Source organism: Bacillus sp. FSL K6-1145 (assembly GCF_038003425.1).
Classification (GTDB): domain Bacteria; phylum Bacillota; class Bacilli; order Bacillales; family Bacillaceae; genus Bacillus; species Bacillus pumilus.
In genome coordinates, this window is the sequence record NZ_JBBOPC010000001.1 from 2,123,915 (window position 1) to 2,150,723 (window position 26,809).

Here is a 26,809-nt window from a genome sequence, read left to right on the forward strand (position 1 = left end):
CCTATTTGAGTTTAGATAAAAAGCTTGTGCCGTATTTTGGCATCGTTGTCTTGAAATTGTCTGCGACCGTTGCTCCAAGATCAGCAAAGGTTTTTGAAGTTGGCAGTTCATTTGCTCCTTGATGCTTTTTGCTGTAAGCAATGAGCGGAACGTATTCTCTTGTATGATCTGTTCCGTGATGAACCGGGTCATTTCCATGATCTGCTGTAATGACAAGAAGATCATCCTCTTTTAACAGATCAAACACTTCAGGAAGACGGGCGTCAAATTCCTCTAGTGCTTTTCCGTAACCCTCTGGATCTCTTCTATGTCCGTAAAGGGCGTCAAAATCAACAAGGTTTAAAAAGCTGAGTCCCGTAAAGTCTGTTTTAAGTGTATCAACCAGCTTGTCCATTCCGTCCATGTTCGATTTTGTTCTGAGAGAAGAGGTGATTCCTTCTCCATCATAAATATCAGAGATTTTGCCAATCGCAATCACATCGAGCCCATCATCTTTCAGCTCATTCATCACTGTTCGGTCAAATGGTTTTAAAGCATAGTCATGACGGTTCGGTGTTCTGACAAATGCGCCAGGCTCCCCGACAAATGGACGGGCGATAATGCGGCCAACCATGTATTTTTCATCTAATGTGAGCTCACGTGCAATTTCACAAATACGGTAAAGTTCATCTAATGGCACCACTTCTTCGTGCGCGGCAATTTGCAGCACAGAATCCGCAGATGTATAAACGATTAGATCGCCTGTTTTCATGTGCTCTTCGCCAAGCTCGTCTAAAATTTCAGTACCAGACGCAGGTTTATTTCCAATAATGCCTCTGCCTGTTTTTTCTTTTAGTTCATTTAATAGTTCATCTGGGAATCCGTCTGGAAAAACTCTGAACGGTGTGTCTATGTAAAGACCCATGATTTCCCAGTGTCCTGTCATTGTATCTTTACCATTTGATGCCTCTTGCATTTTTCCATAATACGCAAGCGGCTTCTCATCCGCTGGAATTCCTTTGATTTCTTTAATATGACTCAGCCCAAGCTTCGCCATATTTGGCATATGAAGCCCGTTCATTTTTTCAGCAATATGTCCTAGTGTATCTGCACCTACATCATTAAATTCAGCAGCATCAGGTGCTTCCCCAATTCCTACTGAATCCATTACGACGAGGAAAATGCGTTTATACTGATAATCAGGCATTAAAAAGCGCCTCCTTCAATATTCTTGTCTTTTAACCTTTCAAAAAGAGAGGTCTGACATCTCAAGTATAAACCGTTTACAAGCCGGTTGACAACCATAAACGGTGCAAACATGAAAAAGCATGACACACGTTCACCGTGTCATGCTTTACTTATGCCCTTGGATGGAATTTGTGATACACATCTTTCAGTCTTGTTTTCGTCACATGTGTATAAATTTGTGTTGTCGAGATATCGGCATGTCCGAGCATCTCCTGCACAGCTCTTAGGTCTGCACCGTTTTCAAGCAGATGCGTGGCAAATGAATGCCTGAGTGTATGGGGTGTGAGTTCCTTTTGAATCCCTGCTTCGAGAGCTCTTTTTTTCAGATTCTTCCAGAAACCTTGCCGCGACATTTTTTTCCCGTGATGATTGAGAAATAAGGCATCTGCCGGCTGTTTTTTTAACAGCTTGCTTCTTCCCTTTTCGAGATATTCTTCAATCGCACTTGCAGCTGCTTCACCAATTGGCACAATCCGCTCTTTTCTTCCTTTACCGAAACAACGGATAAAGCCCATTGTGAGGTGAACATCGGCAAGGGTCAGATCCAGCATTTCACTGACGCGAATGCCTGTTGCATATAAGAGCTCGAGCATCGCTTTGTCACGGTAGTCAAATGGAGTGTGCTGATTTGGTGTATCAAGCAGCTTTTCAACTTCCCCTAGTGAGAGAACTTTCGGTAATTTCCGCTCTGTTTTTTGCGTTTCAATGTTCCATGACGGATCATCTGTTGTCACTTTTTCCCGGAGCAGAAATTGGTGGAAGGACCGGATCGAGGAGAGATGCCGCACTGACGTTTTGCTCGATTTCCCTTCCTCTTTTAGCTTTTTTAAATAATGAATGATATGCAGGCGTGTGACATCTTTTATATCCGTCAGCTGCTCATGTGTCATTAAAAAAGACAAGTAGTTCTGTAAATCTCGTTTATAAGAAACAATGGTATTTTCAGAGAGTCCTCTCTCTACTGTCATAAAATGAATAAAGTCGGATAATTGATCGTTCAATGATTTCTACTCCCCGTTTTGATAAAAATAAATCAATCGGTCTTGCCAGTTGTCTTGATTCGGCTGATCCATTTCCATCACTTTAATTGCTGCACCCTCTGGTTTATCATAACGATGGTAGCTTTCATATTCTGAATTTATCCATATCATAGCATAATAGAACAGGACGGTAAAACCAGTGAACAAGATAAATACCTTCATCACTTCACCTGTTGTTTTGAGCCATTTTCGCATGATTCTCATGTCCTTTCTCGAGCTTCTCATTACTTCAGCATATGCCAGGTGGGACAAGGAATATACAGCGAAAATGCAAAAAACCTCTTCATCTTAAATGAAAAGGTTCCAATTCGGATTATTTGCCGGATTCATCATCATGACACCGGTGGCAAATACCATGGAATGTCAATCTATGATCCTTAATTTTAAATTTCCAGTCACGTTCAATAATCTCTTCAACATCTTCTAATAAATCATCTTCTATCTCATCGACTGTCCCGCATTCCATGCAGACAAGATGATGATGGAAGTGAGCGGCTCCTTCTTTGCGAAGATCATATCGCGAAACGCCGTCTCCAAAGTTAATTTTATCAACAACTTTCAGTTCAGTTAGCAATTCTAACGTTCGATAAACAGTAGCAAGACCAATTTCAGGAGACTTCTCTTTTACGAGGAGGTATACATCTTCTGCACTTAAATGGTCTTCTTCATTCTCAAGCAGTACTCTTACTGTTGCTTCACGCTGTGGCGTGAGCTTATAGCTGGAAGAATGAAGCTGTTTCTTAATTCGATCAATCCGATTTTCCATTGACTTTCCCTCCTACGCCACATTACTTGATCATTATATCAAATGATGTGCTGGGAGCCAACTATAATCATTTTAAATTGATAAATAAATTGATTATTATTTAATAACAATTATAAATTCATGAGAAAAGAACACCTGCTAGCTTTTTCATGAGCATGAAGGAGACGTACGATTCAAAAAAGGACGAAAGTGCAGCAAGCGCTAAAATCATCAGTAGAACAGATGCATAACGGGCGAACCACTGAACAGGTGCTTGACTGATGGTTTTTTTCATGAACAGCTGCCCAATGAGACGGATGGAAAACGCAATCGCACATGTCCCAATCACTAAATAGGCTGGAATAAGTAATATGTTTTGCGGAAGAACCGATACGAACGAAAGGAAAAAACCACTCAGCCCCATTTGATTTACTAGAAAACCAACTGTAAACCCAACGACAATTCCCTTTAAAAAGATCATGAGAAAGATGAGCGGCAGGCCAATGATAGATATCCCTAGTATCCACATAAGACCTAAATATTTCATATGATGCAAAAAGCTTTGCAAAAACATTTCTTTTGATTCTGCTGCTTTCTCATTTGTCAGCTGACCAAAAAATTGATTTAAATAATAGAATAAATCCTCTTTCTGACTAATTGTCATACTATTGACGATGATGGCCCCAAATATCACGCCCATTAAAAAGAGTACAGAGACAAACAAATAAATCGATAGATGGTCTTTTACGTGCTGAAGAAGATGTTCCTTCCAAGACTTTTTCCGCATGCGTCTTCCTCCCAAATAGTAAAGGTTACTAGATTCTATGAGAGAGATTACGAAACATGACAGTTTTATTGAAAGAAAAAAGAGAAAGCAGCCTAAACACTGCTCTCTCTTCTCATTTATCGTGCCGCTTTTTGTACGTTCACAAGCCCGGCACCATAGTAAAAAGGATCTCCAAGCTGTGTAGCCGTTTTTGAAAGTCTCTCGCGCACTTCATCGTTTGTCAGATTCGGATGTTTTGATAGAATGACAGCCGCAGCTCCTGCTACATGCGGTGATGCCATGGATGTCCCGCTCTTGTAGCCATATTCATTATGAGGAATGGTACTGAGCGTTGAAACGCCTGGTGCTGAAACTTCCACTTCTTCGCCTACAGATGAATCAAAAGCTCTTTGTTTTCTTTGGTCAACAGAAGCAACTGCTATCACTGAGCTGTATTTAGCTGGATAGTCAACCGTGTTGAGAGAGCCATAACTTCCTTCATTCCCAGCAGAAGCCACAATGAGAATACCCTTGTCATATGCTCGATCTACCGCTTCTTTCAGCGCTTCAGATTCACTTGCTCCTCCCATACTAATATTGATGACATCTATGTCATTCTCAATGGCCCATTCAATTCCTTTAATGATCCAGCTATAGTAGCCATCACCATTTTCATCTGCCACCTTGACCGCATAGATTGAAGCTTTTGGCGCAACACCAACGACACCTACCTTATTATCTAACGCTGCAATTGTGCCCGCCACATGCGTCCCGTGTTCATGCGGGTCAACAAGCGGATCTGACTCTGTTGGAACAAAGCTGACTCCCCCGGTGACATGTAGATCTTCATGTTTGCCATCAATGCCGCTGTCAAGAACGGCTACTTTTACATTTTGTCCAGCGTATCCCCGTTTATGTACCTTTTGTGCTTTGATGCTTTTGATGCCATATGGGATCGTTTGACCGCTTGTTTTTGCCTTTTGGTCCTCCTCAATGAAGGTCACTTCTTTTGCCTGATTTAGTTTCTTTTTCGATGCCTCATTCAAGGAAACTTTCATCATATCTATCTGCTCTATGGATTCTTTTACATGCCCACCAGCTTCTTCAACAAGCTGTTTTTGTGTATGATCTTGAACGGAAGAAGAAAAGCCGATCATGTACTCTTTTTTCGCTTGCTCCTTTGCAGAAATATGTGAGGCGCCGAACGTGACCGATGCCAACATCATACTTGCCATACAAAGCCCTGCTCCAATTGACTTGACGTTCACAATACTCACTCTCCCTTTCATCTTTTTGTCATTTAACTACATTTTTAGACAAAAAGAAACGACCGTTTGTCCTATTTTTTAAAATTTTTCCATTTATTTGAATTAGTTGTCACAAAAAAGCAAAATAAAAATGCTTATGATCCTCTTGATAGTGATCATAAGCATTCCTTCTTTTATGTTTTTTCATCATGTGCTGCAAGGCTTCTTGTTTTGTTTTTGTTTTTCTTTCATGTGTACTAAAGTGCGGCATGTTTCCTCTCGACAGTTCCGGGTTTCGACTGTGCTGCCTTTCAATATGTTCTCGTTTTTTCTTTGCATTGCTTTTTCCCATTTGGCAAAACCCCTTTCGTTGACGTTATGATACACGATGTGACATAAAAAAGATAGACGTATACACGCCTATCTTTCTGTTTTCACCATATCAAGATGGGGAATTCCATCTTCATCATAACAATCTGAAACGGCCTTAAAACCAAAGGATTCGTAAAACGACTTCAGGTAGGCCTGCGCCTGAATTTTGACACTTGTTTCACCTAATTCACTCAGCTTTTCCAAAGCCTTGCTAAGTAGCATTTTTCCATAGCCTTTTTTTCGGCCTGCCTCTGTCACAAGAACGCGGCCAATGGATGCCTCTTCGTACATGATTCCGCTTTGAAAAATTCGGCAATAAGCCACAATCGTGCCATCCTCTTTTGCCATCAGATGAAGCGCTTCTTGGTCCCGGTGATCAATTTCAGGGTAAGGGCATGTTTGTTCAACAACAAACACATTGACTCTTTCCATTAAAATCAGGTAAAGATCCTCTTTTGTCAATTGTTCAAACGTTTCACATGTCCAGTTAACTTGATTCATGATTGATATCCACCTTACCGTATACTCCGCCCCCGCCAGCGATCAGTTCGACTTCACCTTTTCTTGCTTTGATGATGTAATTGGCTGTTTTTTCTGGCAGGACAGCTTTTAGTTCTTGTTCTGTTGCTTGATGAAGGATATTCATCTCTGTGTGAAACACGGCTTTTAGCTTCTCCAGCGTTTTGGCTCCAACACCCGGAATAAATTGAAGTGGAAGCTGATGAACATAAGGAGGTCTTGTTCCATTGTCACTTTCTTGGTCAGCAAGCTCCTTTAAACGCTCGCTCACTCCTTTTGTCATCCGGGTATGTCCGCATGCTTGGCACTTTTCTTGATCTAGCGCGCGAGGTCTTACTCCGCACTTCTCGCAGGTTGTATGATAGTACTTCCCAAGACGCGGGGCGAGCCCATAATTTCCTGTGATGGCTCTCCCTTCTTTCCCTTCAAGGGCTAGTTTGAATTCGGCAAAAGAGGCATGGTCCATGCGGATTTTTGTATATTCTCGCGCGATTTTCCCTAAAGAATGAGCGTCTGAATTCGTTAAAAAGGGATAACGGTTCAGTTCGCTTAACTGGGATGCCATTGACGTATCGCAGCTAAGTCCTAGTTCAACAGCATCAATGAGGTCCGGATCGAATACTTCCGTTAAAGACGTGCTGACTCCTTTGCCAAATAAGCTTTTATGAGGAGTGAAAATATGAGCAGGAATAAATAAGCCTCCTAGCTCCTTGACCTTATGCTGAAGTGTTTTCCCATCCACATAGAGGCGCTGTGAACTTAAATGCACATTTTTCATATGAAGCGCGAGCCATGCGGAGAACTCAGTCATTTTGCGCAGTGTGGGCATAAATGCAAGCACGTGAATCGGACCTTTTGATTGGTTATCGTTAATTTCTAATTCACTGCCTAAAAGCAGCACGGTCTGTTCAAATGATAGACCGCCATCACTTAGTTCAGTGTACTTGCCTTCTTCTACACCCTCTATTAATTCTTCTAGGACTTCTGGAGATTGTGCATCAATCACACCAATCATCCCCATCCCTTTACTTTGCGTTGCTTCAATGAAAATTTGGTCAATTGTCAGTGACCTTGCACCTGTAATTTTAACAGCTCTGCCTGTTCTTGTTCTGCCGATATGAATATGGATGTCTGCAAAAAACTCCCTCATTTTGTTGACTTAAGTACCTCTTGCAGTTGTAAGTACTGTATGGCATAGGCTGTTTTTGCATCATAAATATGCTGCTTTTCAATGAGGTGCAAGGCTTCTTCTAATGAAACTTCCATCACTTCAACAAATTCATCTTCATCCAGCTCTCTTTTTTCTTCAAGCTGAACTAGCTGATCTGCAAGATACATGTGGACGATTTCATCTGCAAAACCTGGTGATGTATAAAAGGCTGTCAGCTTTTGAAGCTTCTGAGTGGTGTATCCTGTTTCTTCTTCTAATTCTCGTAGTGCTGTATGTGCCGGCTCTTCCCCTGGCTCTAATTTACCAGCCGGAATTTCAACGATGGCTCTCTCTAGTGCTTTACGGTATTGCTTGACCAAGATGATTTTATTTTCGTCTGTCCGAGCAATGACGGCTACTGCACCAGGATGTTTGATGATTTCGCGTTTGCCTTGTTTTCCATTTGGCAATTGTACATCTTCAAGAACCAAATCAATGATTTTTCCGTTGTATAATTCTTTAGTCGATAATGTTTTTTCTTCAAAGTCCTTCAATTTTGTCAGCTCCTCGTTCTACTTTCACTTTTTACTTCATTCATTTTAACATAGATGATTTAAGAGAAGCGAAATGCGGACGCTTGCTTCAATGCGCCACTTGAAGTCACCTAGCTTGAATTCCAGATTTTTTTCACTTAATGTGAAGGAATAGGAGTGTGATGGAATTGAGAAAAAGACGAATTGGTACAACGGATCTTTTGGTGAGCGAAGCGGCTCTAGGATGTATGTCCCTAGGAACAGAAAAAGGAAAAGCGCTCTCTTTATTAGATGAAGCCATTGATCTTGGAATTAATTATTTGGATACAGCCGATTTATATGATTTTGGGACAAATGAGGAAATTGTCGGGGAAGCGATTAAAAACAGGCGGCAAGATTTAATTTTGGCCACAAAAGGCGGCAACCGCTTTGAAAAAGGCAAATCTGGCTGGGACTGGGACCCTTCAAAGGCATACATAAAAGAAGCCGTAAAACAAAGCCTCAAGCGGCTGCAAACAGATTATATTGATTTATACCAACTGCACGGAGGCACGATCGATGACCCTATCGATGAGACGATTGAGGCTTTTGAAGAATTAGTGGAAGAAGGCGTTATTCGCTATTATGGCATCTCTTCTATCCGTCCAAACGTCATTAAAGAATACGCCAAAAAATCAAACATCGTCAGCGTCATGATGCAATATAGTTTACTCGACCGCCGTCCAGAGGAATGGTTCTCTCTTCTTGAAGAACAAGGCATTAGTGTTGTGGCAAGAGGACCTTTAGCAAAAGGGCTTTTAACCGAAAAACCACTTTCACAAGCAAGTGCAGCGATTCAAAAAAACGGATATCTTCAATATTCATTTGACGAGCTACAGCAGATCATTCCTTCTTTAAAGAAAGTCGCTTATGACCTATCACTCACAGAGCTCTCCATTCAATATTTGCTTCAGCATTCTGCGGTCAGTTCCGTTGTATTTGGCGCAAGCTCGGTGGAACAATTAAAAGAAAATGCGGCAGCGGCCAATGCACGTTCTTTAAGTGACCAAGAAGTAAAAGCATTGACTTACTATACAAAACCATCTGTGTACGAGGCGCACCGGTTTAAATGAGATAAAAAGAGATCATCTGATGTGATCTCTTTTTCATATTCGACAGGCAAAAGCAAGGAGGGGCTAAAGGCCCCGTTGTCTTATCTTGCACTTTCGTAATATGCATAATTTCCAGATTTGCCTTTAAGATAAAATGTCGTACCAAAACGACTGAAACTATTTGCAAAAGAACCATTATCCGAATACATACATAATCGATTACTTGCGCCTTTAAAAGGAGTTACAGAACAATCTACAATTGAAGTAGCCTTTGTACGCAAATCTGCATTCGTTAAATCATTTGTAGCAAGAGCTTGTCCCGAAACAGGTAAAAGCAATCCTAAAGATAAAGCGACTCCAGCCATTGTTTTTCTCATTTTCATGTAAATCATCTCCGTTCCCAAATATTGTAATACACCTTCATTATAAGTAGTACGACCTTCTATCAAAAGGGTCTTAAATACTATATTTGTTATAAAAAGGGATTTAAATGAAGGAGGAATCGAAGGAACCGGAAGCACTTGCGTGTTGATCAACCTCAATGATGACATAAAAAAAGAAGCATCAGTGCTCCCTTTTTTAGCTTTTATATTTTCTCCAGTCCAAATGACTTTCATCTAGCAGCTCGGAGAAGCTTTTGTTTTTTTCTTTTTCTTTCTGCTGCCGAAGGAGGTCTTGTCGTTTTTGTTCTTCTCTTTTTTCTGTCTCGGCGGCCAGATTCTGCTTCATTTGAAGGAGCTGCTGTTTGAGATTTTCGTTTATGCCGTCCTTTAATTTCGCTTGATCATTGTTCTTTTTCATTGTGCCTCTCTCCTTTTGCCTCTAAGTGTATCATCCGTTTTATTTCCTGAGCAAGAGTCACGCCAATCTCCCAACATGTGGTATGATCGTCATAGGAAAAACCTCGGAAAGGAAGAATCAGCTAGATGAAAAAATGGATCGCTATACTTGCCTTCATATTATGTCCGCTCGTTGCAATCGGCATTTTTTTCACCAACAAAATGATGTATATTCGAAAATTAACAGATGAAGAGCTCATCAAACGAGAATCAGATGAAGGGCATTATCATCATGAAGAGTTTCAACAGCTTAACAAAGAGAAAGTGTGTATTCCTTCAGCATTTGGTTATGAGCTTCATGGCTATTTTGTGCCGCATCTGCATTCTCATACAACACGCACCATTGTACTTTGTCATGGCGTCACAGTCAGTTTAATAAATTCCGTTAAGTATATGAAATTATTCCAAAAGCTTGGATGGAATGTGATGCTTTATGATCATAGACGACATGGAATGAGTGGCGGGAAAACCACGAGTTATGGATACTACGAAAAAGAAGATTTAGCGAAGGTCGTGAAGTGTCTTAGACAAAAACTTGGGGAAAATGCCATTATCGGTATACATGGAGAATCTATGGGGGCAGTCACGACTTTGTTATATGCCGCAAAGCCGGAAGCAAGCGCCAATTTTTACATAGCTGACTGTCCTTTTGCTTCTTTTGAGGATCAGCTTCTCTATCGATTAAAAACAGATTTTCGTCTTTCAGGTCAATGGATTCTTCCACTAAGTGATCAAGTGTTAAAATGGCGGGATGGATACAGCATTCGGCAAGTGTCACCGCTTGATGTGATCGATCAGGTGAGAGAACCTGTGCTTTTTATCCATAGTCTTCATGATGACTATATTCCATGCGAGCAGAGTCAGCAGCTATATGCTCGAAAAAAAGGTGATAAACAACTATTTATAGCGCCGCACGGGGCACACGCGATGTCTTTTAGTGAAAATAAAGAAGCTTACGAACAAGAAGTTCAAGTATTCCTTCAACCATTTGAATCAAATGAAGATAAAAGAGGAGAATGAACAGTGGTTCGTCTCCTCTTTTTGAGCTAACTTATGCGATAGTCACTACTGTTGTATGGTGTCTGCCCGCCAGTTCCATATGACTCTCTTCCGATTGCTGCTGACTCATGACCGATAATCCTGCAGTTGCTGCCAATAAAAGAACTATCAAACTCGTTTTCATATAAATGACCCCCATTTTGAATTTTTGATATGGCTTGAATCTTCCGTTCGTAAAACCGTGTCGATGCTTCATACAGTCCAAGCTCATTGTAATAATGAGCCGCATCAAGTGCCAATTCCTCAATGTCTGGGTATAAGCGCTTGTCCTCGAGCAGGTCTAATGTATCGTCTATGATCGTTATTTCTGCATCAACGTATAATGCTTTTAAGAACTGAAATTTGCAGATGTAAATTTCATCTTCTAATTCACAGGCTTTCATAATACCTTTTTGATAGAGGGTTAACGACTCTTCTATTTGTTTTTGTTTAAACAGGATTTGGGTGAGCATAAATAGTGGGTCTAGAGAGCGATTAAGATGGGTTAAATTCTCCTTTTCAAACACTTCAAGAGAGTCTTTCAGATAACGGCTTGCTTCCGCAAGATCGTTCATTTGGTAATAACAGTTACCTAAGTTGAAAAGGGCCGAACCTATGACTCGAGGGTTTCCAATCGATCGTGCTCGATTTAGAGCATTTTTAAAGTAGGGCAATGCATGTTCATAGCATTTCAAATCATCATAGTTTGCACCGATGACAAATTCACAGTGGATGATTCTCAGCGTGTACGTTCTGTAGGCAGAGTACGTATTTAACGCTTGCAAGGCATAGTGCATCGAAAAGTGGGTTTGTTTCATGTGGTAGTATATTTCAGCTAATTTAAAGTAAAATTCTGCTCTTTCTATATCATCTGATATGAGATTGAGCTTTTTTTCTGCTGAACGGTAATAGGCAATGGCACTTAAATAGTTTTGCTGTTCAAACTCAAACATTCCTGTGAAAAAATGAACATAGTATTCAAGCATGTCCGTTAATTTCGTTTGCGAATGTTCGATCGTTTCTAGCAGGTTTTTAATTTCTTCATCATTTGAGGCTTTCTTTGCCGGTTCAAAATATTCAAGCATCACCTTATGGCGAAAATCCATCAGCTGGTAAAACAGCAACAAGTTTTGATCTTGCTCCATCTCCAGAATTTCCTGCTCGATCTCGGCCTTCAGCTTCTCTGCTTTCATGACATGAAATCCGCAAATCTGCCTATACCATTCGTTTATTTTAATTCCAACCTGAGGCGATGACAGCTTGAGCTTCAATTCACTTTAGCACCTCCCTTCTCATATACGATACATGTTGTATTCTATCATATTTCCTCGAATGGAAGAAATATGAAATGTCATTTTTCGCAAAGTTTTCGGTATCCCGCAATAACCGCTTCCATTGCCTATTTTTCGGCATTTATATCCAAGATTTTTTCATGTCTATTTTTCTCGTTTTGTCGAATTGGTTGTTATAAAACAGTTTTTTTGCGTTGCAAAAGATCATTTTTCAGATTAGACGTTCCCAGTTGTTTAATGAGATGATGAAGGCACGAAAAAAACCCTTTTGTCAAAAAGGGCTTTTATAATACATCTGTTACCTGTTCCATATTCTCTTTGATCCAATTGACAGCTAATTCGAGCGTTGGGAATTCTTCCGTTTCAAATGTGACTTCATCCTGAAGAAGCCAAACATCCTTTTTCACCGAATCCATTCCACCTATTGACCAGTGCAAAAGGGTATAGGGATGATTGTTATTTAAAAACGACACCCATGTTTTATTTTGTGCCGTGTTTTGTATCACTCTAAGCTTCTGATCCACTACGTTTCCACCTTACTTTACAAGTATGCCCATTCTTGGACTGAGTATTTGCTGAGGACTTTTCAGCATCAATGTATTGGCTTTTTCATTAAAATCGATGGTCATTTCCTCATCAAAAAATACCTTCTGTGCAATGTGTATATATAGTTTTAAATGTTGGCTATTTTTAAGTTGTTCCCATTCACCTGTTCTTTCACTTGTTAACCAAAGCATTGGTACGCCACTCACTGCACAGCCACAACCTTCTGAATCGTAGCGAAGCAGTAATTCCTTAGTTTCGTTTCCTGTTTGCTGTTTTTCTATATATGTTTTAGCCTGTTCTGTGATGTGAATATACATGGCGAACATCCTTTTTAAATTGATGCTTACATTGTAACACATAAAACACCATAAAACATGACACACGACTAAATCCGAAAGTCATATTCTTTGAAATACACGCTCTTCTCACTATGATTATATCTATCTATTGGCTCTTTTTGCTTCTTGTTTTTTAGAATTATACTTATGACGCTACCAATTTTAAAAGAATAAACAGGAGGTTTTAGATCGTGAAAAAAAGACTATCTCTCTGCTTCATCGGGGCACTGATATTGATGTTGAGTTTCGCTGTGCCAAACATGAAAGCGGCATCTGTCCTTGATGAAGTACGAGAAAGCTATGCGACTTATACGGGATCTGGTTACTCAGGGGGCGCCGCATTATTAGATCCTATTCCATCTGACATGAAAATTACGGCTTTAAATCCCCATGACTATAACTATAAAGGGATAAATGCGGCACTTGCAGGGGCTTACCTTGAAGTAAAGGGTCCAAAAGGAAAAACCGTTGTGTATGTAACCGATAAATATCCAGAAGGAGCGAAAGGAGCTCTTGATCTTTCTCATAATGCCTTTGCCAAAATCGGCAATATGGCAGATGGGAAAATCCCAATTAGTTGGAAAATTGTAAAAGCACCGATTAGCGGAAATGTAGTTTACAGAATAAAAGAAGGGAGCAGTAAGTGGTGGGCTGCGATTCAAGTGCGCAATCATAAATATCCGATTATGAAAATGGAATATTACAAAGATGGACAATGGGTGAACATGGAAAAGACAGACTACAACCATTTCCTTGGATTTAATATGGGGTCTAAATCTCTTCCTGTTCGAATCACAGATATCCGCGGGGTCATCGTAAAGGATAAATTACCCGCTCTTCCATCTACTGCTGCTTCACAGGCCTATACTGTAAAAGGCAATGTTCAGCTTCCTAATTAACGAGGAAAAGAGGTAGCTTATTTAAGAGCTTCCTCTCCTCCTTCTCTATCCCAGCGATATGCCTCATTTTCTATTACTTTTATGATTTCATTCTTTCCTGCCATATAGCTTTGTATATCTTCCCGATACTGATTTGCTAATTGTTCCTTGACAGACGCATACGCTACAGCTCGTTCTGGATGGGCCCTTAAGTAATCTCGAAACAATAAATGCCTTTTCACATCAGGATGATTTCTCTCATAAATATGGACATGATGCGTACGATTCAAGCCACCCTTTTGAAAAAAACGTCTCCCTTTTATGCCATTTTCACCGAGCGCTTGATATCCAAGATGTTCAAAGCTCTCTCTTTTTCTATCGATCTCTTTTATATGACTTACTTCTATTAAGATATCAATAATGGGTTTGGCAACAAGTCCTTCAACTGACGTACTACCAATATGATGTCCTTCTATCCAGCTCTTTTGAATGATTTGCTTGAGTCGCTGCTTTTCTTGATGGAATTCTTCATGCCATTCTTTTTTGAATTCGACAACCTCAACCTTTCGCCTCGGTGTCCATTTCATTTTTGATAAGGTGAGCTCTTTTGCAACATGAATCACATTTGTTTCAACAAATCCTAACTTTTCGTATAGCCTTTTTGCAGGGGTGTTTTTTTGCCCAGTGGTCAGTTCTATAGGGACATTTTTCTCCATAATTGTAGACATAAGTCTTGTTCCAATACCCTGCTTTAGCGCTTTGGGATGCACAGCCAATCGACTAATGATCAAATAATCTTTCTGCTCTTCATAAGAGGCAACACCTAGTAAGATTCCCTTTTGCTCAAAACCAATAAATTGCTCTTTTGCTTTCATTACATCTTGAATGGTCTCTTTTAATGGCGGAAGATCGGCATAGCCAATTTGTTCAGCTTCTTGTTGGTATGCAGCTAGTTGAATATGTAAGATCTGCTTTGCTACATCTCCTATTGTTTGATCTAAATTGACAATCATGACATCGCCTCTAACTTTTTCACAAATAAAACACGGTCTTCATTTATTCCTTCATATTCTGAAAACACGGAGATTCCTTCTACAGTTTTATCCCCTTTTTCAATTTGAAAGCCCAATTTTGCATGATAGGCAATTGATACTTTATTTACAGGTGCTGTTACCACTTTAATGGTTGTTCTTCCTTCCTGTTTTGCCACATCATAAAAGGCTTGATACAGCATTTTTCCGATCTTTAATTTCCGGTGATCTGGATGTACCCCAACAAAGTGAATATACGCTTCATCTGAACGAGATTGCGATAAAAAACCGACTAAAAAGCCAATCAGTTCACCTTTTTCAACGACGACAAAACTTGTTTGCTGAAAATGTTCAAAAAATAGCTTCGGCAATGTTGCGCGCAAATCTTTACCTCCCCACCAGCTTTGGATGACGGATGTGACGGCGTAAAAATCTGACGGCTTCACTTGACGTATCATGATGACCTCGCCCCTTTTCATTTTTGGCTTACCGCTCTCTTTTTTTACAAAAAACTGTTGTTTCAATAGTCTACCTGTCCGATTTATTGTTTGTAAAGATTACGTGGCAGCCTTTTTTCCTTTCAGCTTTGTTGATTTCGTTCTTTCGCCGTCATCTCCTTGTAAATCTTCACACTTATTTCAAAAAGTTCACTTTTTGTGCGAAAGTTTCATTCTTTTGGTATGTTAAGATGGTTCATATAGGAAATGTAACAAATGTTTATTGGAGATGATGATATTGGTTTGGATTGTTACTTCACTTGTTGTGTTTAGTCTTTTAAAGCTTCTTGTCACTTCGCTGCCTTCTGGTGTTGTGGAACGCCTTTTTAGTCGTTATGCAGTGCATGCAAAAGTAACAAGTGATCAAACAACGATCATGTTTGAAGATCGTCCGCTCAATGATCAACAAACATCTGAAATTATTCAACATTTTAATGATGCGATCTTTATTGAACGCTATTATATTTATCCTGGTGATGAAGAGCGCTTTCTTCATCCGCAGGAAGGGCCGGCGCCTCTTACCATGCAAACAAAGCTTGGCAAGCATGATGTGACCCTTTATCTGTATCATTACGATGACCACGTGGATGTGGTGCGGCAGTTTACACATAAGCCTAAGAAAAAACTGATGGCCTATCGTTTGCGTTCTGAGCCCCTCCAAACATCCCACAACTTGGCACATGCTTAAAATATGTTGCATCAAATGAGACGAAGTGTCTTCCACTTCGTCTTTTTTTGTATGGATTTATACTCTTTTCTTTGAATGATTTACCAGTATCAATTTCGCCTCCTGACGGTTAAAATAGAAACAGAACATACGTTCTAAGAGGTGAAAATAATGAATGAACGAGCCATTCTGCTTGTGGATATGCAATCGTTTTATGCGTCAGTCGAAAAAGTGGAGGCTCCCCACTTGAAGGATGTGCCGCTCATCGTCTCTGGAGATCCTGAGCGGCGGAGCGGAGTCGTACTTGCCGCCTGCCCGCTCGCTAAAAAACGGGGCGTTCAAAATGCATCCAGATTATGGGAAGCACAGGAGAAATGCCCTGAAGCTGTCGTCGTACGCCCTCGTATGCAGCGCTATCTTGATATCTCTGTCATGATCACAGAGCTGCTTGAACAATACACAGATCTTGTCGAACCATATTCAATTGATGAACAATTTCTCGATATTACAGGCAGCCTGACACTACTCGGTTCTCCCCGTGAGATCGCTCAAAATATACAAACAACCATTATGAACCAGACGGGTATTTACGCACGTGTTGGCATCGGTCCTAATAAAGTGCTCGCTAAAATGGCCTGTGACCATTTTGCTAAAAAAAACACATCTGGCATTTATGAACTTCGCGCAGACAGTGTTGCGACTGATTTATGGCCGCTTCCGATTGGAAAATTATTTGGCGTTGGTAAACGAATGGAGCACCATTTAAAACGAATGGGCATCAGTACCATTGGGACGCTTGCTGCTTATCCGTTAGACCGGCTTAAAAAACGCTGGGGAATCAACGGAGAGCTTTTGCAGCGAACAGCTTTAGGACATGATCCCTCTCCGGTCACCGTTCACACACATAATGAGCAAAAAGCGGTGGGACATCATATGACTCTCCCCCATGATTATGCGTCTTTTGAGGATATCAAAGTCGCTCTTCTTGAATTGAGCGAAGAGGTGGCAAGACGTGCACGCTTTAAGCATTATCTTGGGCAAACAGTGTCTGTTGGCGTGAGAGGCGCTGATTTTTCTCACCCGACCGGATTTCATAGACAAATCAAGCTTCATTCACCTACACAGTACGGGACAGATATTGCAGAGGCAGCCATTCAGCTATGCCAGCAGCACTGGGATGGTCAGCCCATTCGCAGTGTCGGTATTACTCTCTCACAGCTGCAGTCTGACAGCCAGTATCAGCTAACTTTATTTGATCATCATGTTCAAAAAGACAAACTCAGCAAAGTATTTGATGCGATCCACATAAAGTATGGACCTGCTGCCCTGCTGCACGCTTCGTCACTGACAAGCGCAGGGCAGGCGTATCACCGCGCCGAAAAAATTGGCGGACATTACAAATAACGGAGGCGAACAGCCATGAATCCCAATAAATTAACACCTGGATACAACCTCATGTGGGAATCAAGCCGAATGATGCTTCCAGAGCACCGGGAGCAGCTGCTTGCTCAAAAACGGCAGAAAAAAAAATACACCCCTCCCCCGCTGAGCACCGATCAACTGGAAGAAATGAATTTTTTGATCACACAGTCGATTACTGAGGATCAAGCGATTTGCGTGACATATGCCGCAGCAGGTAGAAAAGAGCAGTTTTGGGGCTGGGTCAAAGCCATTCATTATGAAACGCAGCGCATAAAAATCGTCAATGATGAAGATGTTCTCAACCTGTCCTTGCAGCAAATCGTCGCGATCGACCTTGATTAAATGGTGTCAAATGACCGCGCGAATCAGTGGCATAAAAGCACCAGCAGAAAAAAGCACGCGTCTCCAAATACGAGCCAATCAAACTTCTCTGCCATATGGCGGATGTCCCCTCCATCAAATTGTGTATTTAATTTGCACAATTTTTCATGTATGATTGGAACATCTTACAAACTCAGGGGAGAAACAGCATGAAAAATAACTTACGTACGCTACATCCGCTTAGTTGGACGATCATCATCGGCACCATATTTGGCCGAATGGCGACGTCCATGAGCATTCCTTTTTTGGCCGTTTATTTAACACAAGTCAAAGGCGCCTCAGCTTCTTCTGCTGGATTAATCATTGCCGTTAGCTCTCTGATTGGGATCGTTGCGAGTTTTTACGGTGGATATATTTCTGATCGTATCGGAAGAAAAAAGGTCATGCTTCTATCAATCTTCGGTTGGACACTTGTCTTTGTTGGTTTTGCATTTGCAGATGCCATTTGGGTCTTCTTTATCATGAACGCTTTAAACGGACTGTGCCGGGCACTGTTTGAACCAACATCTAAGGCGCTCTTATCTGATGTCACCCCGTCAAGTATTCGGTTGTTTGTGTTTAATTTACGATATACAGCCATTAACATAGGGGTCATCTTCGGTCCGCTGCTTGGCTTATATCTCGGGTCATCGAAAACAACCTTTCCATTTCTCGTCGCTGCCTTCATTTATTTGTTATACGGATTAACGCTGGCTTGGCAATTTCAGAAACATCCAGTTGCTGCTCCAGAAAACACGAAACAAATTGGGGTCAAAAAAGCCCTTTCCATTATCCAAAAAGATACGGTCTTTAGCATTATCCTCATCGGCGTTACCTTATGTTCGTTCGGGTATTCGCATTTGAGCTCAACGCTGCCTCAATATTTATCCGCTTCGCCTATGATTGAGGATGGTCCGAAACTGTTTGGATACCTTTTATCTTTAAATGCAGTTGTTGTCATTGTCGTACAATATCCGCTCATCATGATCGCCAAACGCTACTCCACCATTTTGTCGCTCACCACTGGGAATATTCTTCTTGCGGGCAGTTTGTTTGCCATTGCTTTTTCACAGAGTCTCGGCATGCTTGCTTTCATCATTGTCGTGTTTACAATTGGGGAGGTTCTGCTGTTTGCGATGATGGATCTATTTGTAGACAATGTGGCAAAGCCAGAAGTAAAGGGGTCGTACTTTGGCGCGATGGGATTTTCTCAGCTCGGCAGCGTCATCGGACCATTTGTCGGCGGACTGTGCATTGACTATTTTGGCGCAGCCCATCCCTTCTCCATTTTTTCAGTCTTGTCGATCATCACCATCGCAGGTGTTCCGTTCCTACTCATTGGATACTACCGCCTGAAAAAGCGATCCGCAGCTGCCATCGCTGTGAAAGTCAGTGGAGATCATTAAAAAAACCGCTCTCGTTTGAGCGGTTTTTCTTTATACTCGGCGGATAGCAATCTCTTCCACCTTATGCTGATCACCTTTTTTCAAAATGAGATCAGCTCGATATTTTGTCGGTAAAATATTTTGATATAAATTAGGGCGATTGACGGTATTCCAAATTGTGCTTGCCATGTGATCTGCCTCTTCATCCGTCAAATCTTTGTATTGATGAAAGAAGGATTCAGGATCTTGGAAAGCTGTTTCCCTCAGCAAACGGAACCGTTCTTTATACCATGATTGAATTTGCGTTTCAGCAGCATCTACATAAATCGAAAAATCAAAGAAATCTGATACAAACACACGCGGTTCATCCTTCAGATCATCCAGCGCTGGGGATTGCAGCACATTAATTCCTTCAATAATAACAATATCGGCATCCTCCACCGTTTCATACACACCATCAAGCCGGTCATAGGTCAGATGCGAATATACCGGGGCATGCACGGTTTGTTTACCTGATTTTAATTCGTTTAAAAAAGACAACAAGGCTTTGACATCGTAGCTTTCTGGGAAGCCTTTCTTTTCCATGAGTCCTCGATCCTTTAATTCTTTTTGAGGATACAAAAAGCCATCTGTTGTCACAAGACTCACTTTCAGTCCATCTCCAAGCCTCGATAAAAGCGTTTCGATGATACGGGCCGTTGTGCTTTTCCCGACAGCCACACTTCCAGCAATCCCAATGAGAAAAGGAATTTTCGCATGATGCGGGTAGTTTAAAAAGGCATTCACATGCTGATTTTTTTGTTTTTCTGCAAAGACATGCAATGTCAGAAAACGAATAAGTGGTATGTAAATATCCTGAACTTCTTCAAGCGATAAATAGTCATTTAATCCTTGAAGTGCTCTTGCTTCCTCTTCTGAAACAGATACCGGCATATATTCTCCAAGAGCAGACCAAGCCTCTCTTGTATGACGTGTATATAAAGTATTAAAATCTAGTCGCGTGTCACTCAAAGTCTTTCCCACCAATCTTCACTAAACTCGTAACCAAAAAGACGATAATCCGATTGTAGCTTAAAATGAAGGCGCTGTCTTTATTTTTCCACTAAAGTTTGCTTCTTTTGCGAAAAAAAGCATTAAAAAAAGGAAAATGAGGGTAAATAAGAGTATTCAGTTCGATAGATAGAAGGGAGCACACCAAATGAAATATGTGATCATTGGCGGAGATGCAGCAGGAATGAGCTGTGCTATGCAAATATATCGAGAGGATCCAGATGCACATATTGTCGCTTTTGAAAAAGGAGAGATTTTCTCATATGGACAGTGCGGCCTCCCCTACTTGATCGGCGGTCTCATTGATCACCACAGCAAGCTGATTGCACGCAGCGCTGAAACATTTCGCGACAAATACGGAATTGATGCTCGATGCTTACACGAAGTGACCTCCATTGATCCAAAGCAAAAAACGGTGTCAGGTCATCATACGAAAACAAAAGAACCCTTTACCGAAAGCTATGACCGCCTCTTAATTGCGACAGGAGCAAGCCCTGTTAAACTGGATTTAAACAATCAGCCGCTAGAAGGCGTACACGTATTAAAAACCATTCCGCATGCGCTGTCCATTTTAGACCACTTAAAACAAGATATCACACATGTCACGATCATTGGCGGTGGATATATCGGCTTAGAGATGGCTGAAAATTTAAAAGCGCTGGGAAAAAAGGTACATATCATTCAGCGGGGTTCAACACTTGGTCCGGGCTTTGACCCCGATATGGCAAAGCACCTGAAAGAAGAGGCGGGTGCCCAAGGCATTCACGTGACACTCGGGGAAACCGTGCAGACATTAGAGGGCGAATCACATGTCACAGCTGTTCAAACAGACAAACAAACCATAAAAACAGATATGGTCATCATGGCCATCGGCGTCACCCCGCAAACATCCTTTTTAGACAAAACAGAAATCAAACGGCTTTCAAATGGCGCCATTGTTGTAAATGAATACATGCAAACCAATGTAAAAGACATCTATGCTGCCGGGGATTGCGCAGCCACTTATCACCGCATCAAACAATCACTCGATTATATTCCGCTCGGTACAACGGCGAATAAACAAGGAAGAATCGCTGGTTTTCATATGACGGGAACAAACCGGGCGTTTCAAGGCGTGACTGGAACTGCCGTCATGAAATTTATGAGCATGACAGCGGGACGAACGGGCTTATCTGAAAAGGAAGCACAAGCAGCTGATATTCCTTTTTCCACCATCACCATTGACAGTACGGATCACGCTGGATATTATCCAGATGCGCAGAAAATGAAAATCAAACTGATTTACAGAAGTGATGACTACACCTTGCTCGGTGCCCAAATCATCGGAAGAAACGGTGTAGATAAACGGATCGATGTGATGGCAACTGCTCTTTACCAACAGCTAACCATAACAGATCTTGAAGATTTAGATATTAGCTATGCACCGCCTTTTAACAGTGTGTGGGACCCGCTTCAGCAAGCAGCAAGGCGGAGATAAAAAAACGGTCACAATGGCAGCTTACTTCAAAAAAAAGAAACCAGTTCACAACCGGTTTCTTTTTTGTTATTTTTTCATCATCGCTTTTCGTGCTACTTTTTCAAATAAAAATGGGAATAATTGATACAATTTACTGCCAGCGTTCATCCATCCAGGCAGATTAATCTCTCTTTTTTTCGTCATCATAGCGGATACGACCTTCCCAGCCACCTTGTCCGCACTAAGCATCATGAATTCAACATTCTTCACATATTCACCGCTGCGATCGGCGATGGTAAAGAAGTCAGTGGCAATCGGGCCTGGATTCACTGTGGTGACGTGAATGCCGATGTCTGACAGCTCCATTCTGAGGCTGTTTGAAAAGCCAAGGACGGCATGCTTGGATGCGGAATAAATGGCTGATTTCGGGGTGGCAATCTTTCCTGCCTGAGAGGCAATATTGATAATATGTCCGTGTCCTCTTTGTTTCATCTCTGGAATGACCTTTTTCGTGCAGGCGATTAAACCAAACACGTTTACTTCAAACATCGACACCATTTCCTCAATGGACGCATCTTCAACGAGATCAAACGCACCAAAACCGGCATTGTTCACCAAAATATCAACAGCCCCCACTTCTTCATATGCGCGATCAATGTCCTCAAGGTGACTGACATCTAGCTCCACGATGTGACACACCCCGCCAGCACTCATAATCTTTTCTTTTACACCCGCCAGCTTTTCAATTCGTCTTGCTGAAATCATGATCTCTGCGCCTTCTGCTGCTGCCAAGTACGCCATTTTTTCACCAATGCCGCCAGATGCACCTGTAATCCATATTCTCTTTCCTGTTAATCGCCCCATGCGTTTCACTCCTTAGTTTGCCCTGTAATAGAGAATTCCATCTTTTTGCACTTCTTCAATTTGTCCAGCTTCTAAGAGGACATCCAGCTGCCCTACTGTCTCTGACATCGTTAAAAATAAGGCCTCTTCGTACAGCACTGGAAATAGCTTGCGGCAAAGATGAAAGGCAGTCATTTCTTTTCGTTTGAGTAGCTGATACATCGTATTTGCCCGTTTTTCTTGTTTCTTAAATCTTTCTTTGATTAATTCATGATGAGACGTGATGAGCAGCCCGTGTCCTGGATAAATCGTCTTGATCGGCAGATGAAGTAATCGATTGAGTGATGCTTTATATTGAAGCAGCGATTTTTGGCGTTCCTCCCCTTCATACGGCGCTTCCATTAACGGGTTTGAGGAAATAGTCGTTAAAAGAAGGTCTCCACCAATGAAGTGGCCCGTTGTTTCATCTAGAAAGGAAAGATGAGATTGTGCATGTCCCGGTGTTTCCATCACAAAGAAGTGTTCATGCCCTTTCAATCGATCGCCTTCTTTGATGACGTCATCTACATGTGCAGTACAAGAATATGTATAAGATTGCTTCACGATTCTTTCACACTCACCTCGGCGAAGCGGCACACCTAACTGCTGAAAAAGGTGTTTCGTAAAAGCAATTTGATGCTCTTTAAACACAGGGTCCTGGCTAATATACGGCTCATTTAACTCATGTCCGATCACACGGACATGAGGTTTCATCAGATTTAAAAGACCGACATGATCTGCATGATGATGGGTCAACACCACTTGATCAATATCGTCAATTGATAAACGATGCTCCTGTAATTGCGTGACAAAGGCATGCTCCGCCTCTTCTGTCATCGGCCCGCAGTCCACTAAAGTCACAGCTTCTCCTTTTAAAATATATGCATGTACATCCCCAACAGCAAAAGGGGTCGGGATAGATAATTGAATGATGTCTTCTTTCACTTTTTTATGTCATCTCCTGCTTTTTGACTCATGATTCATTGTCACTTCGTCTTCTTTATTCATTGTATCCTGCAAAGGGCAGACTGTCATGCGGTTTAGGCGGTCAATTTTTTTATCTGTCCCTATTGACACAAACTTGTCCATCGTTGCATAATGAACAACAAATATAAAATGCGTGATGACAAGGATTAGTAAGCAAAATAATGATGCAAGAGAGTGAGGTCCGCCGGCTGTAAGACCTCACCATCCTCTTATTTGCTGAACCTGCCCTTTGAGCTGTTAGGCAAACCTAAACGTTTCCCGCGTTAAGGGACTAGAGCTGAGTATGCATATTTGCATGCTAATTGAGGGTGGTACCGCGAAAAACCTTTCGTCCTTTTCAGGCGAGAGGTTTTTTTATTTTCTACAAGGAGGAGCGGCTTATGAGTAAAATTGGATTTATTGGTGCAGGCTCAATGGCAGAGTCGATGATGAAAGGTTTATTAAAAAGCGGCATCATGTCAAACGAAGATATTATTGTCACAAACAAAACGAATGAAAAACGTCTAGAAGAATTAAAGGTGCGTTATGGGGTCAAAACGGATTTCTCTCGTTCTTTTATTTATGAAGAAGCGGATATTCTCGTATTTGCTTTAAAACCGAAAGATGCTGAAAGCGGGATATCTGAAGTTCGGCCTCATTTACAAGGGCAGCTGATCATTTCGATTTTAGCAGGCATCTCTATTGAAACGATTCAACACTATGCTGGCGAGAAGACTGCGGTGGTTCGCGCGATGCCAAATACATCAGCCGCCATTCAGCAATCAGCAACAGGCATTGCCGTCAGTCAAGAAGTGACAGAGGATCAAAAGAATAAAGCAATCGAGCTGTTTGAAACGATCGGTCATGTGACGGTATTAGATGAATCACAGCTTAATGCTGTTACAGCTATTGCAGGAAGCGGTCCTGCCTTCATTTATCATTTGATTGAAGGAATGGAGCGAGGCGCTTCAGAACTTGGGATGGACCAAGCAACAGCGAAGCTGCTCATCTGCCAAATGATTGCAGGCGCCGCAAACATGCTTGAAAGCAGCGGTAAAGAACCTGCTGAACTGCGCAAAGAAATCACAAGTGAAGGCGGAACGACAGAAGCCGGCCTGAACACACTTGCTGCCTATCAATTTGAAGAAGCCGTTGTCGATTGTGTCAAAACCGCAACAAAACGCGCAGCAGAATTAAACGAAATGTTTTCAGCAAGCACGTATAAATGATAGAGAAAAGTACCTGTTTTGATGACAGGTGCTTTTTATTTTTATCTAATGAGTGATTTTTCACAAATAATTAACAAATATTAACAAGGAATATATTACCTAATATAGAATTACTTATATGTACCACAAAAATGAGGAAGAGGAGTGTTTTAAATGAAATTAGTTAAGGTTCTTACTGGATCCGCATTGTCACTCGCTTTACTTTTTTCCGCAGCACCTGCATTTGCTACAAGTGCACATTCTAACGCAGAGGATGTCCACGTTACAAGTGATTTTAAAGCTCAACTTTACACATGGGATATTACCAACAATACTGGTATTTTTGCCAATTCATTCGAACAAGATGGGATTAAATGGTATCTAAAAGGCATCACTAAAAATTCTGATGGAACTTGGACAGCTCATTATGAGGGTAGACGAGTATAATCCTAATTGGGAGCCTATGGCTCCCTTTATCTATTTTAAAGTAATGAAACATTCTCTCCACTTCTTCTTTCCTCATTAACCTTCATTTACTCTACATCCTCGACTCAAAAGCACATAAGCTTTCAAAGGCTCTAGAGATCTCATACATAAACAAGACTTACTTTTTCTCTAACAAAGCATGAATCGCTGATTCTAGTAATTCTGGCAAAATGCCGAATGAGAACGGGATGTGCAGCCGCTCTGTCCATTTGTGCGGGTCCTTTCCTAATGGGCCCACGTTAATAACTGGAACGTAAAGTGCTCCCTTTTCTCCTTCCGGTAAAGAATAGCCTTTCTGGTAAAGCGGCATATTGGTCGTGTAATGACCTACTTCCTGTTTTTCGAGCTGTAAGTAACTTAAATCAGATAATCCCGGGAAATATTTCACTTCTTCTATTTCAAGTCCATAACTCTTCTTTGCCTCTATTTGAATCCTCTTTAAGGTTGCTTGGATATGCGGATCTTCCGTTGAGGAAACCGCTGGATAAAATGGTGGACTATAAAATAGAACAATGAGCGGCCCATCTTCCTTACAAAGCGTCGTCAGCTCAGAGACGATTTTGGTTGAAAAATCACGATCTCCAAGCTCACCTCGATTGGCGAACGCATAGTTTACAATGCGTTCAACCTCCTGTTTACCTGAGCGTTCAGCAGCTTTTTGATACAGCTCATGATACGTGAGAACGGTAATCCTCGTATCAATCGGTGTAAAAGGTTTAAAGCGCTGAAATTCTGCTGTTTTTTGTTTAAGATCAGCTTCGATTTGGTCTGCTGCTTGTTTCGCCGTGTCATAAAGAAGTCCGTGCAGTTCTTCACTTGAACGATTCATCATCAGCACATTAAATAAAGAAACAGCTGTGTGAGGTGTTTGAACGGAATAGGCTTCTTTTAGATCTTTTTGCATTAAGTTGGTTGGGGGCGGCGTGACTTCACCATCTACTTCCTCACAATAATCACTATTCAGCTCTAACAGCCGATTTAATGCAGATATCATAAAATTCGCATTTAAGCCTGAGAACGGCTCTCCTACATGTGTTTCAATTCCTTTGCAGAAAAATCCGGCCAGCACCTTCCCTATACTGCCTGTATACATATAATAATGTTCATCACCTGGATACTTTTCAAACATAGGCTCACTGTTTAAGCACGCGGTATAGTCAAGGTCATGCTTTTCCTTAAGCTCCTTTAGTTTTGGAACAGCTTCAAGCATTCCTTGAGAATTCACTTCTTCATCCGGGACTGTGACGAGTAGGACATTTCCATCAAATGTCTCTGCCATCGCTCTTTCCAGCATGGACAGCTGTACCGTAAGACCTGCCTTCATATCCATGGCACCTCTTCCAAATAACCAGTCACCTGAAGCTAGATCTTCTCTTGCTCTTTTTGGGAGAAGCGCACTTTTTTGAGAAAATGATGCCATTAACTCTTCAGGCTTGCATGCCATGTTTTGAAATTCACCGTAATCTTCTGTATCGACGACATCGAAATGACTAAGCAGCAAAACGGTACGAGAAAGCGAACTGCGCTTTACAAGCGCCGTTAAATAATACCGGCCATCTTTCATCGGATGCAAAGCCAAATGATCAGGATTCTGCTTGTAATAAGGCCGCTCCCTCAGTAAATAATATAAATATTCAGCTAACGCCACTTCTCCAGTTGTACCCGATATGCTTTCATACTGCATAAGAGCTGTGAGCAGTTCCTTTCGTTCACTCTCTGTTTGCCATTTCATTCGTTCTCCCCCTTTGCTTTCTCTATTTCTCCATTATACAAAAACG

Annotated in this window: 31 protein-coding genes and 1 other annotated feature; of the genes, 10 read left to right on the forward strand and 21 right to left on the reverse strand. The window is 41.4% G+C overall.

Features of this window, described 5'->3' with window-relative positions:
* Position 1 precedes the first annotated feature (1 nt).
* The 10 genes from deoB to MHH41_RS10655 all read right to left on the reverse strand — a co-directional run bounded on the left by deoB (position 2) and on the right by MHH41_RS10655 (position 7,620).
* Entirely contained in the window at positions 2-1,186 is a 1,185-nt protein-coding gene (deoB, locus tag MHH41_RS10610; RefSeq protein WP_310426144.1) for a phosphopentomutase, read from the reverse strand.
* 151 nt (positions 1,187-1,337) lie between these two features.
* Positions 1,338-2,228, reverse strand: coding sequence for a site-specific tyrosine recombinase XerD (gene xerD, locus MHH41_RS10615; RefSeq protein ID WP_003215982.1), 891 nt, complete (start codon positions 2,226-2,228; stop codon positions 1,338-1,340).
* Between the two features lie 6 nt (positions 2,229-2,234).
* The gene (locus MHH41_RS10620; RefSeq protein ID WP_003215798.1) at positions 2,235-2,462 is read right to left on the reverse strand and encodes a YqzK family protein; all 228 of its coding nucleotides are present in this window, start codon (positions 2,460-2,462) and stop codon (positions 2,235-2,237) included.
* 118 nt (positions 2,463-2,580) lie between these two features.
* Positions 2,581-3,033 carry a ferric iron uptake transcriptional regulator gene (gene fur, locus MHH41_RS10625; protein WP_003215577.1) on the reverse strand — a complete coding sequence of 151 codons (453 nt, stop codon included), beginning with the start codon at positions 3,031-3,033 and terminating at the stop codon, positions 2,581-2,583.
* Positions 3,034-3,151: 118 nt separating this feature from the next.
* A complete protein-coding gene (spoIIM, locus tag MHH41_RS10630) occupies positions 3,152-3,799 on the reverse strand; it encodes a stage II sporulation protein M (protein ID WP_034661156.1) in 648 nt (215 codons plus the stop codon).
* A 116-nt stretch (positions 3,800-3,915) separates the two neighbouring features.
* On the reverse strand, positions 3,916-5,046 hold the full coding sequence (locus tag MHH41_RS10635) for a S8 family peptidase (RefSeq protein ID WP_137055020.1): 1,131 nt from the start codon (positions 5,044-5,046) through the stop codon (positions 3,916-3,918).
* A 109-nt stretch (positions 5,047-5,155) separates the two neighbouring features.
* Complete coding sequence (locus tag MHH41_RS10640; protein WP_003215884.1) at positions 5,156-5,377, reverse strand: hypothetical protein; 222 nt, start codon at positions 5,375-5,377, stop codon at positions 5,156-5,158.
* Positions 5,378-5,445: 68 nt separating this feature from the next.
* The gene (locus tag MHH41_RS10645) at positions 5,446-5,898 is read right to left on the reverse strand and encodes a GNAT family N-acetyltransferase (protein ID WP_340866304.1); all 453 of its coding nucleotides are present in this window, start codon (positions 5,896-5,898) and stop codon (positions 5,446-5,448) included.
* Positions 5,885-7,066 (reverse strand): TIGR00375 family protein, encoded by a 1,182-nt coding sequence (locus tag MHH41_RS10650; RefSeq protein ID WP_339160080.1) that lies wholly within the window; start codon positions 7,064-7,066, stop codon positions 5,885-5,887. Before MHH41_RS10650 ends, MHH41_RS10645 begins: the two co-directional genes overlap by 14 nt.
* Positions 7,063-7,620 (reverse strand): NUDIX hydrolase, encoded by a 558-nt coding sequence (locus MHH41_RS10655; protein ID WP_003215785.1) that lies wholly within the window; start codon positions 7,618-7,620, stop codon positions 7,063-7,065. The genes MHH41_RS10650 and MHH41_RS10655 overlap by 4 nt, the downstream gene beginning before the upstream one ends.
* A gap of 167 nt (positions 7,621-7,787) precedes the next feature.
* On the opposite strand from MHH41_RS10655, the gene MHH41_RS10660 reads away from it, so the two are divergent.
* A complete protein-coding gene (locus tag MHH41_RS10660; protein ID WP_137055017.1) occupies positions 7,788-8,711 on the forward strand; it encodes an aldo/keto reductase in 924 nt (307 codons plus the stop codon).
* Between the two features lie 80 nt (positions 8,712-8,791).
* Here the strand turns inward: MHH41_RS10660 and MHH41_RS10665 are convergent, their stop codons facing one another.
* Together MHH41_RS10665 and MHH41_RS10670 are read right to left on the reverse strand one after the other, a co-directional pair.
* Positions 8,792-9,307 (reverse strand): antimicrobial peptide LCI, encoded by a 516-nt coding sequence (locus MHH41_RS10665; RefSeq protein WP_240792659.1) that lies wholly within the window; start codon positions 9,305-9,307, stop codon positions 8,792-8,794.
* Positions 9,270-9,491, reverse strand: coding sequence for a YqkE family protein (locus tag MHH41_RS10670; RefSeq protein WP_003215614.1), 222 nt, complete (start codon positions 9,489-9,491; stop codon positions 9,270-9,272). Before MHH41_RS10670 ends, MHH41_RS10665 begins: the two co-directional genes overlap by 38 nt.
* 125 nt (positions 9,492-9,616) lie before the next feature.
* Between MHH41_RS10670 and MHH41_RS10675 the strand changes: the two genes are divergently transcribed.
* Positions 9,617-10,549 (forward strand): alpha/beta hydrolase, encoded by a 933-nt coding sequence (locus MHH41_RS10675; RefSeq protein WP_340866306.1) that lies wholly within the window; start codon positions 9,617-9,619, stop codon positions 10,547-10,549.
* Between the two features lie 26 nt (positions 10,550-10,575).
* Here the strand turns inward: MHH41_RS10675 and MHH41_RS10680 are convergent, their stop codons facing one another.
* The 3 genes from MHH41_RS10680 to MHH41_RS10690 form a co-directional block, all read right to left on the reverse strand.
* On the reverse strand, positions 10,576-11,838 hold the full coding sequence (locus MHH41_RS10680; protein ID WP_003215654.1) for a response regulator aspartate phosphatase: 1,263 nt from the start codon (positions 11,836-11,838) through the stop codon (positions 10,576-10,578).
* 305 nt (positions 11,839-12,143) lie between these two features.
* Positions 12,144-12,383 carry a YqkC family protein gene (locus MHH41_RS10685; RefSeq protein WP_003215790.1) on the reverse strand — a complete coding sequence of 80 codons (240 nt, stop codon included), beginning with the start codon at positions 12,381-12,383 and terminating at the stop codon, positions 12,144-12,146.
* 12 nt (positions 12,384-12,395) lie between these two features.
* Entirely contained in the window at positions 12,396-12,722 is a 327-nt protein-coding gene (locus MHH41_RS10690; RefSeq protein ID WP_003215572.1) for an iron-sulfur cluster biosynthesis family protein, read from the reverse strand.
* Between the two features lie 212 nt (positions 12,723-12,934).
* Here MHH41_RS10690 and MHH41_RS10695 point away from each other — a divergent pair, with 212 nt between their 5' ends.
* Positions 12,935-13,642: an expansin EXLX1 family cellulose-binding protein gene (locus MHH41_RS10695; RefSeq protein ID WP_044141052.1), complete on the forward strand. Its 708-nt coding sequence runs from the start codon at positions 12,935-12,937 to the stop codon at positions 13,640-13,642.
* Positions 13,643-13,659: 17 nt separating this feature from the next.
* On the opposite strand, the gene MHH41_RS10700 is transcribed toward MHH41_RS10695, so the two are convergent.
* Together MHH41_RS10700 and MHH41_RS10705 are read right to left on the reverse strand one after the other, a co-directional pair.
* Positions 13,660-14,634, reverse strand: a complete 975-nt coding sequence (locus MHH41_RS10700) for a GNAT family N-acetyltransferase (protein ID WP_003215958.1) — start codon at positions 14,632-14,634, stop codon at positions 13,660-13,662.
* Positions 14,631-15,110, reverse strand: coding sequence for a GNAT family N-acetyltransferase (locus tag MHH41_RS10705; RefSeq protein WP_034620502.1), 480 nt, complete (start codon positions 15,108-15,110; stop codon positions 14,631-14,633). The genes MHH41_RS10700 and MHH41_RS10705 overlap by 4 nt, the downstream gene beginning before the upstream one ends.
* A 277-nt stretch (positions 15,111-15,387) precedes the next feature.
* Between MHH41_RS10705 and MHH41_RS10710 the strand changes: the two genes are divergently transcribed.
* The 4 genes from MHH41_RS10710 to MHH41_RS10725 all read left to right on the forward strand — a co-directional run bounded on the left by MHH41_RS10710 (position 15,388) and on the right by MHH41_RS10725 (position 19,004).
* Positions 15,388-15,837, forward strand: a complete 450-nt coding sequence (locus MHH41_RS10710) for a YfmQ family protein (RefSeq protein ID WP_050943810.1) — start codon at positions 15,388-15,390, stop codon at positions 15,835-15,837.
* A 150-nt stretch (positions 15,838-15,987) separates the two neighbouring features.
* A complete protein-coding gene (locus MHH41_RS10715) occupies positions 15,988-17,220 on the forward strand; it encodes a DNA polymerase IV (RefSeq protein ID WP_106028734.1) in 1,233 nt (410 codons plus the stop codon).
* 15 nt (positions 17,221-17,235) lie between these two features.
* Positions 17,236-17,580, forward strand: a complete 345-nt coding sequence (locus tag MHH41_RS10720) for a YolD-like family protein (RefSeq protein WP_003215746.1) — start codon at positions 17,236-17,238, stop codon at positions 17,578-17,580.
* A 188-nt stretch (positions 17,581-17,768) separates the two neighbouring features.
* Positions 17,769-19,004 carry an MDR family MFS transporter gene (locus MHH41_RS10725; protein ID WP_003215590.1) on the forward strand — a complete coding sequence of 412 codons (1,236 nt, stop codon included), beginning with the start codon at positions 17,769-17,771 and terminating at the stop codon, positions 19,002-19,004.
* A 30-nt stretch (positions 19,005-19,034) separates the two neighbouring features.
* On the opposite strand, the gene coaA is transcribed toward MHH41_RS10725, so the two are convergent.
* Positions 19,035-19,994 (reverse strand): type I pantothenate kinase, encoded by a 960-nt coding sequence (coaA, locus tag MHH41_RS10730; protein ID WP_034620396.1) that lies wholly within the window; start codon positions 19,992-19,994, stop codon positions 19,035-19,037.
* A gap of 187 nt (positions 19,995-20,181) precedes the next feature.
* Between coaA and MHH41_RS10735 the strand changes: the two genes are divergently transcribed.
* Positions 20,182-21,510, forward strand: a complete 1,329-nt coding sequence (locus MHH41_RS10735; RefSeq protein ID WP_340866309.1) for a CoA-disulfide reductase — start codon at positions 20,182-20,184, stop codon at positions 21,508-21,510.
* A gap of 66 nt (positions 21,511-21,576) precedes the next feature.
* On the opposite strand, the gene MHH41_RS10740 is transcribed toward MHH41_RS10735, so the two are convergent.
* Together MHH41_RS10740 and MHH41_RS10745 are read right to left on the reverse strand one after the other, a co-directional pair.
* The gene (locus MHH41_RS10740; protein ID WP_340866311.1) at positions 21,577-22,353 is read right to left on the reverse strand and encodes an SDR family NAD(P)-dependent oxidoreductase; all 777 of its coding nucleotides are present in this window, start codon (positions 22,351-22,353) and stop codon (positions 21,577-21,579) included.
* A gap of 12 nt (positions 22,354-22,365) precedes the next feature.
* Complete coding sequence (locus MHH41_RS10745) at positions 22,366-23,316, reverse strand: MBL fold metallo-hydrolase (RefSeq protein ID WP_340866313.1); 951 nt, start codon at positions 23,314-23,316, stop codon at positions 22,366-22,368.
* Between the two features lie 169 nt (positions 23,317-23,485).
* Positions 23,486-23,697, forward strand: a binding site (T-box leader).
* 41 nt (positions 23,698-23,738) lie between these two features.
* Between MHH41_RS10745 and proC the strand changes: the two genes are divergently transcribed.
* Complete coding sequence (proC, locus tag MHH41_RS10750; protein ID WP_050943805.1) at positions 23,739-24,566, forward strand: pyrroline-5-carboxylate reductase; 828 nt, start codon at positions 23,739-23,741, stop codon at positions 24,564-24,566.
* Between the two features lie 153 nt (positions 24,567-24,719).
* Positions 24,720-24,992 (forward strand): antimicrobial peptide LCI, encoded by a 273-nt coding sequence (locus MHH41_RS10755; protein WP_137055006.1) that lies wholly within the window; start codon positions 24,720-24,722, stop codon positions 24,990-24,992.
* Between the two features lie 157 nt (positions 24,993-25,149).
* Here MHH41_RS10755 and MHH41_RS10760 read toward each other — a convergent pair whose 3' ends face one another.
* Entirely contained in the window at positions 25,150-26,763 is a 1,614-nt protein-coding gene (locus tag MHH41_RS10760; RefSeq protein ID WP_340866315.1) for a M20/M25/M40 family metallo-hydrolase, read from the reverse strand.
* Positions 26,764-26,809: the final 46 nt, after the last annotated feature.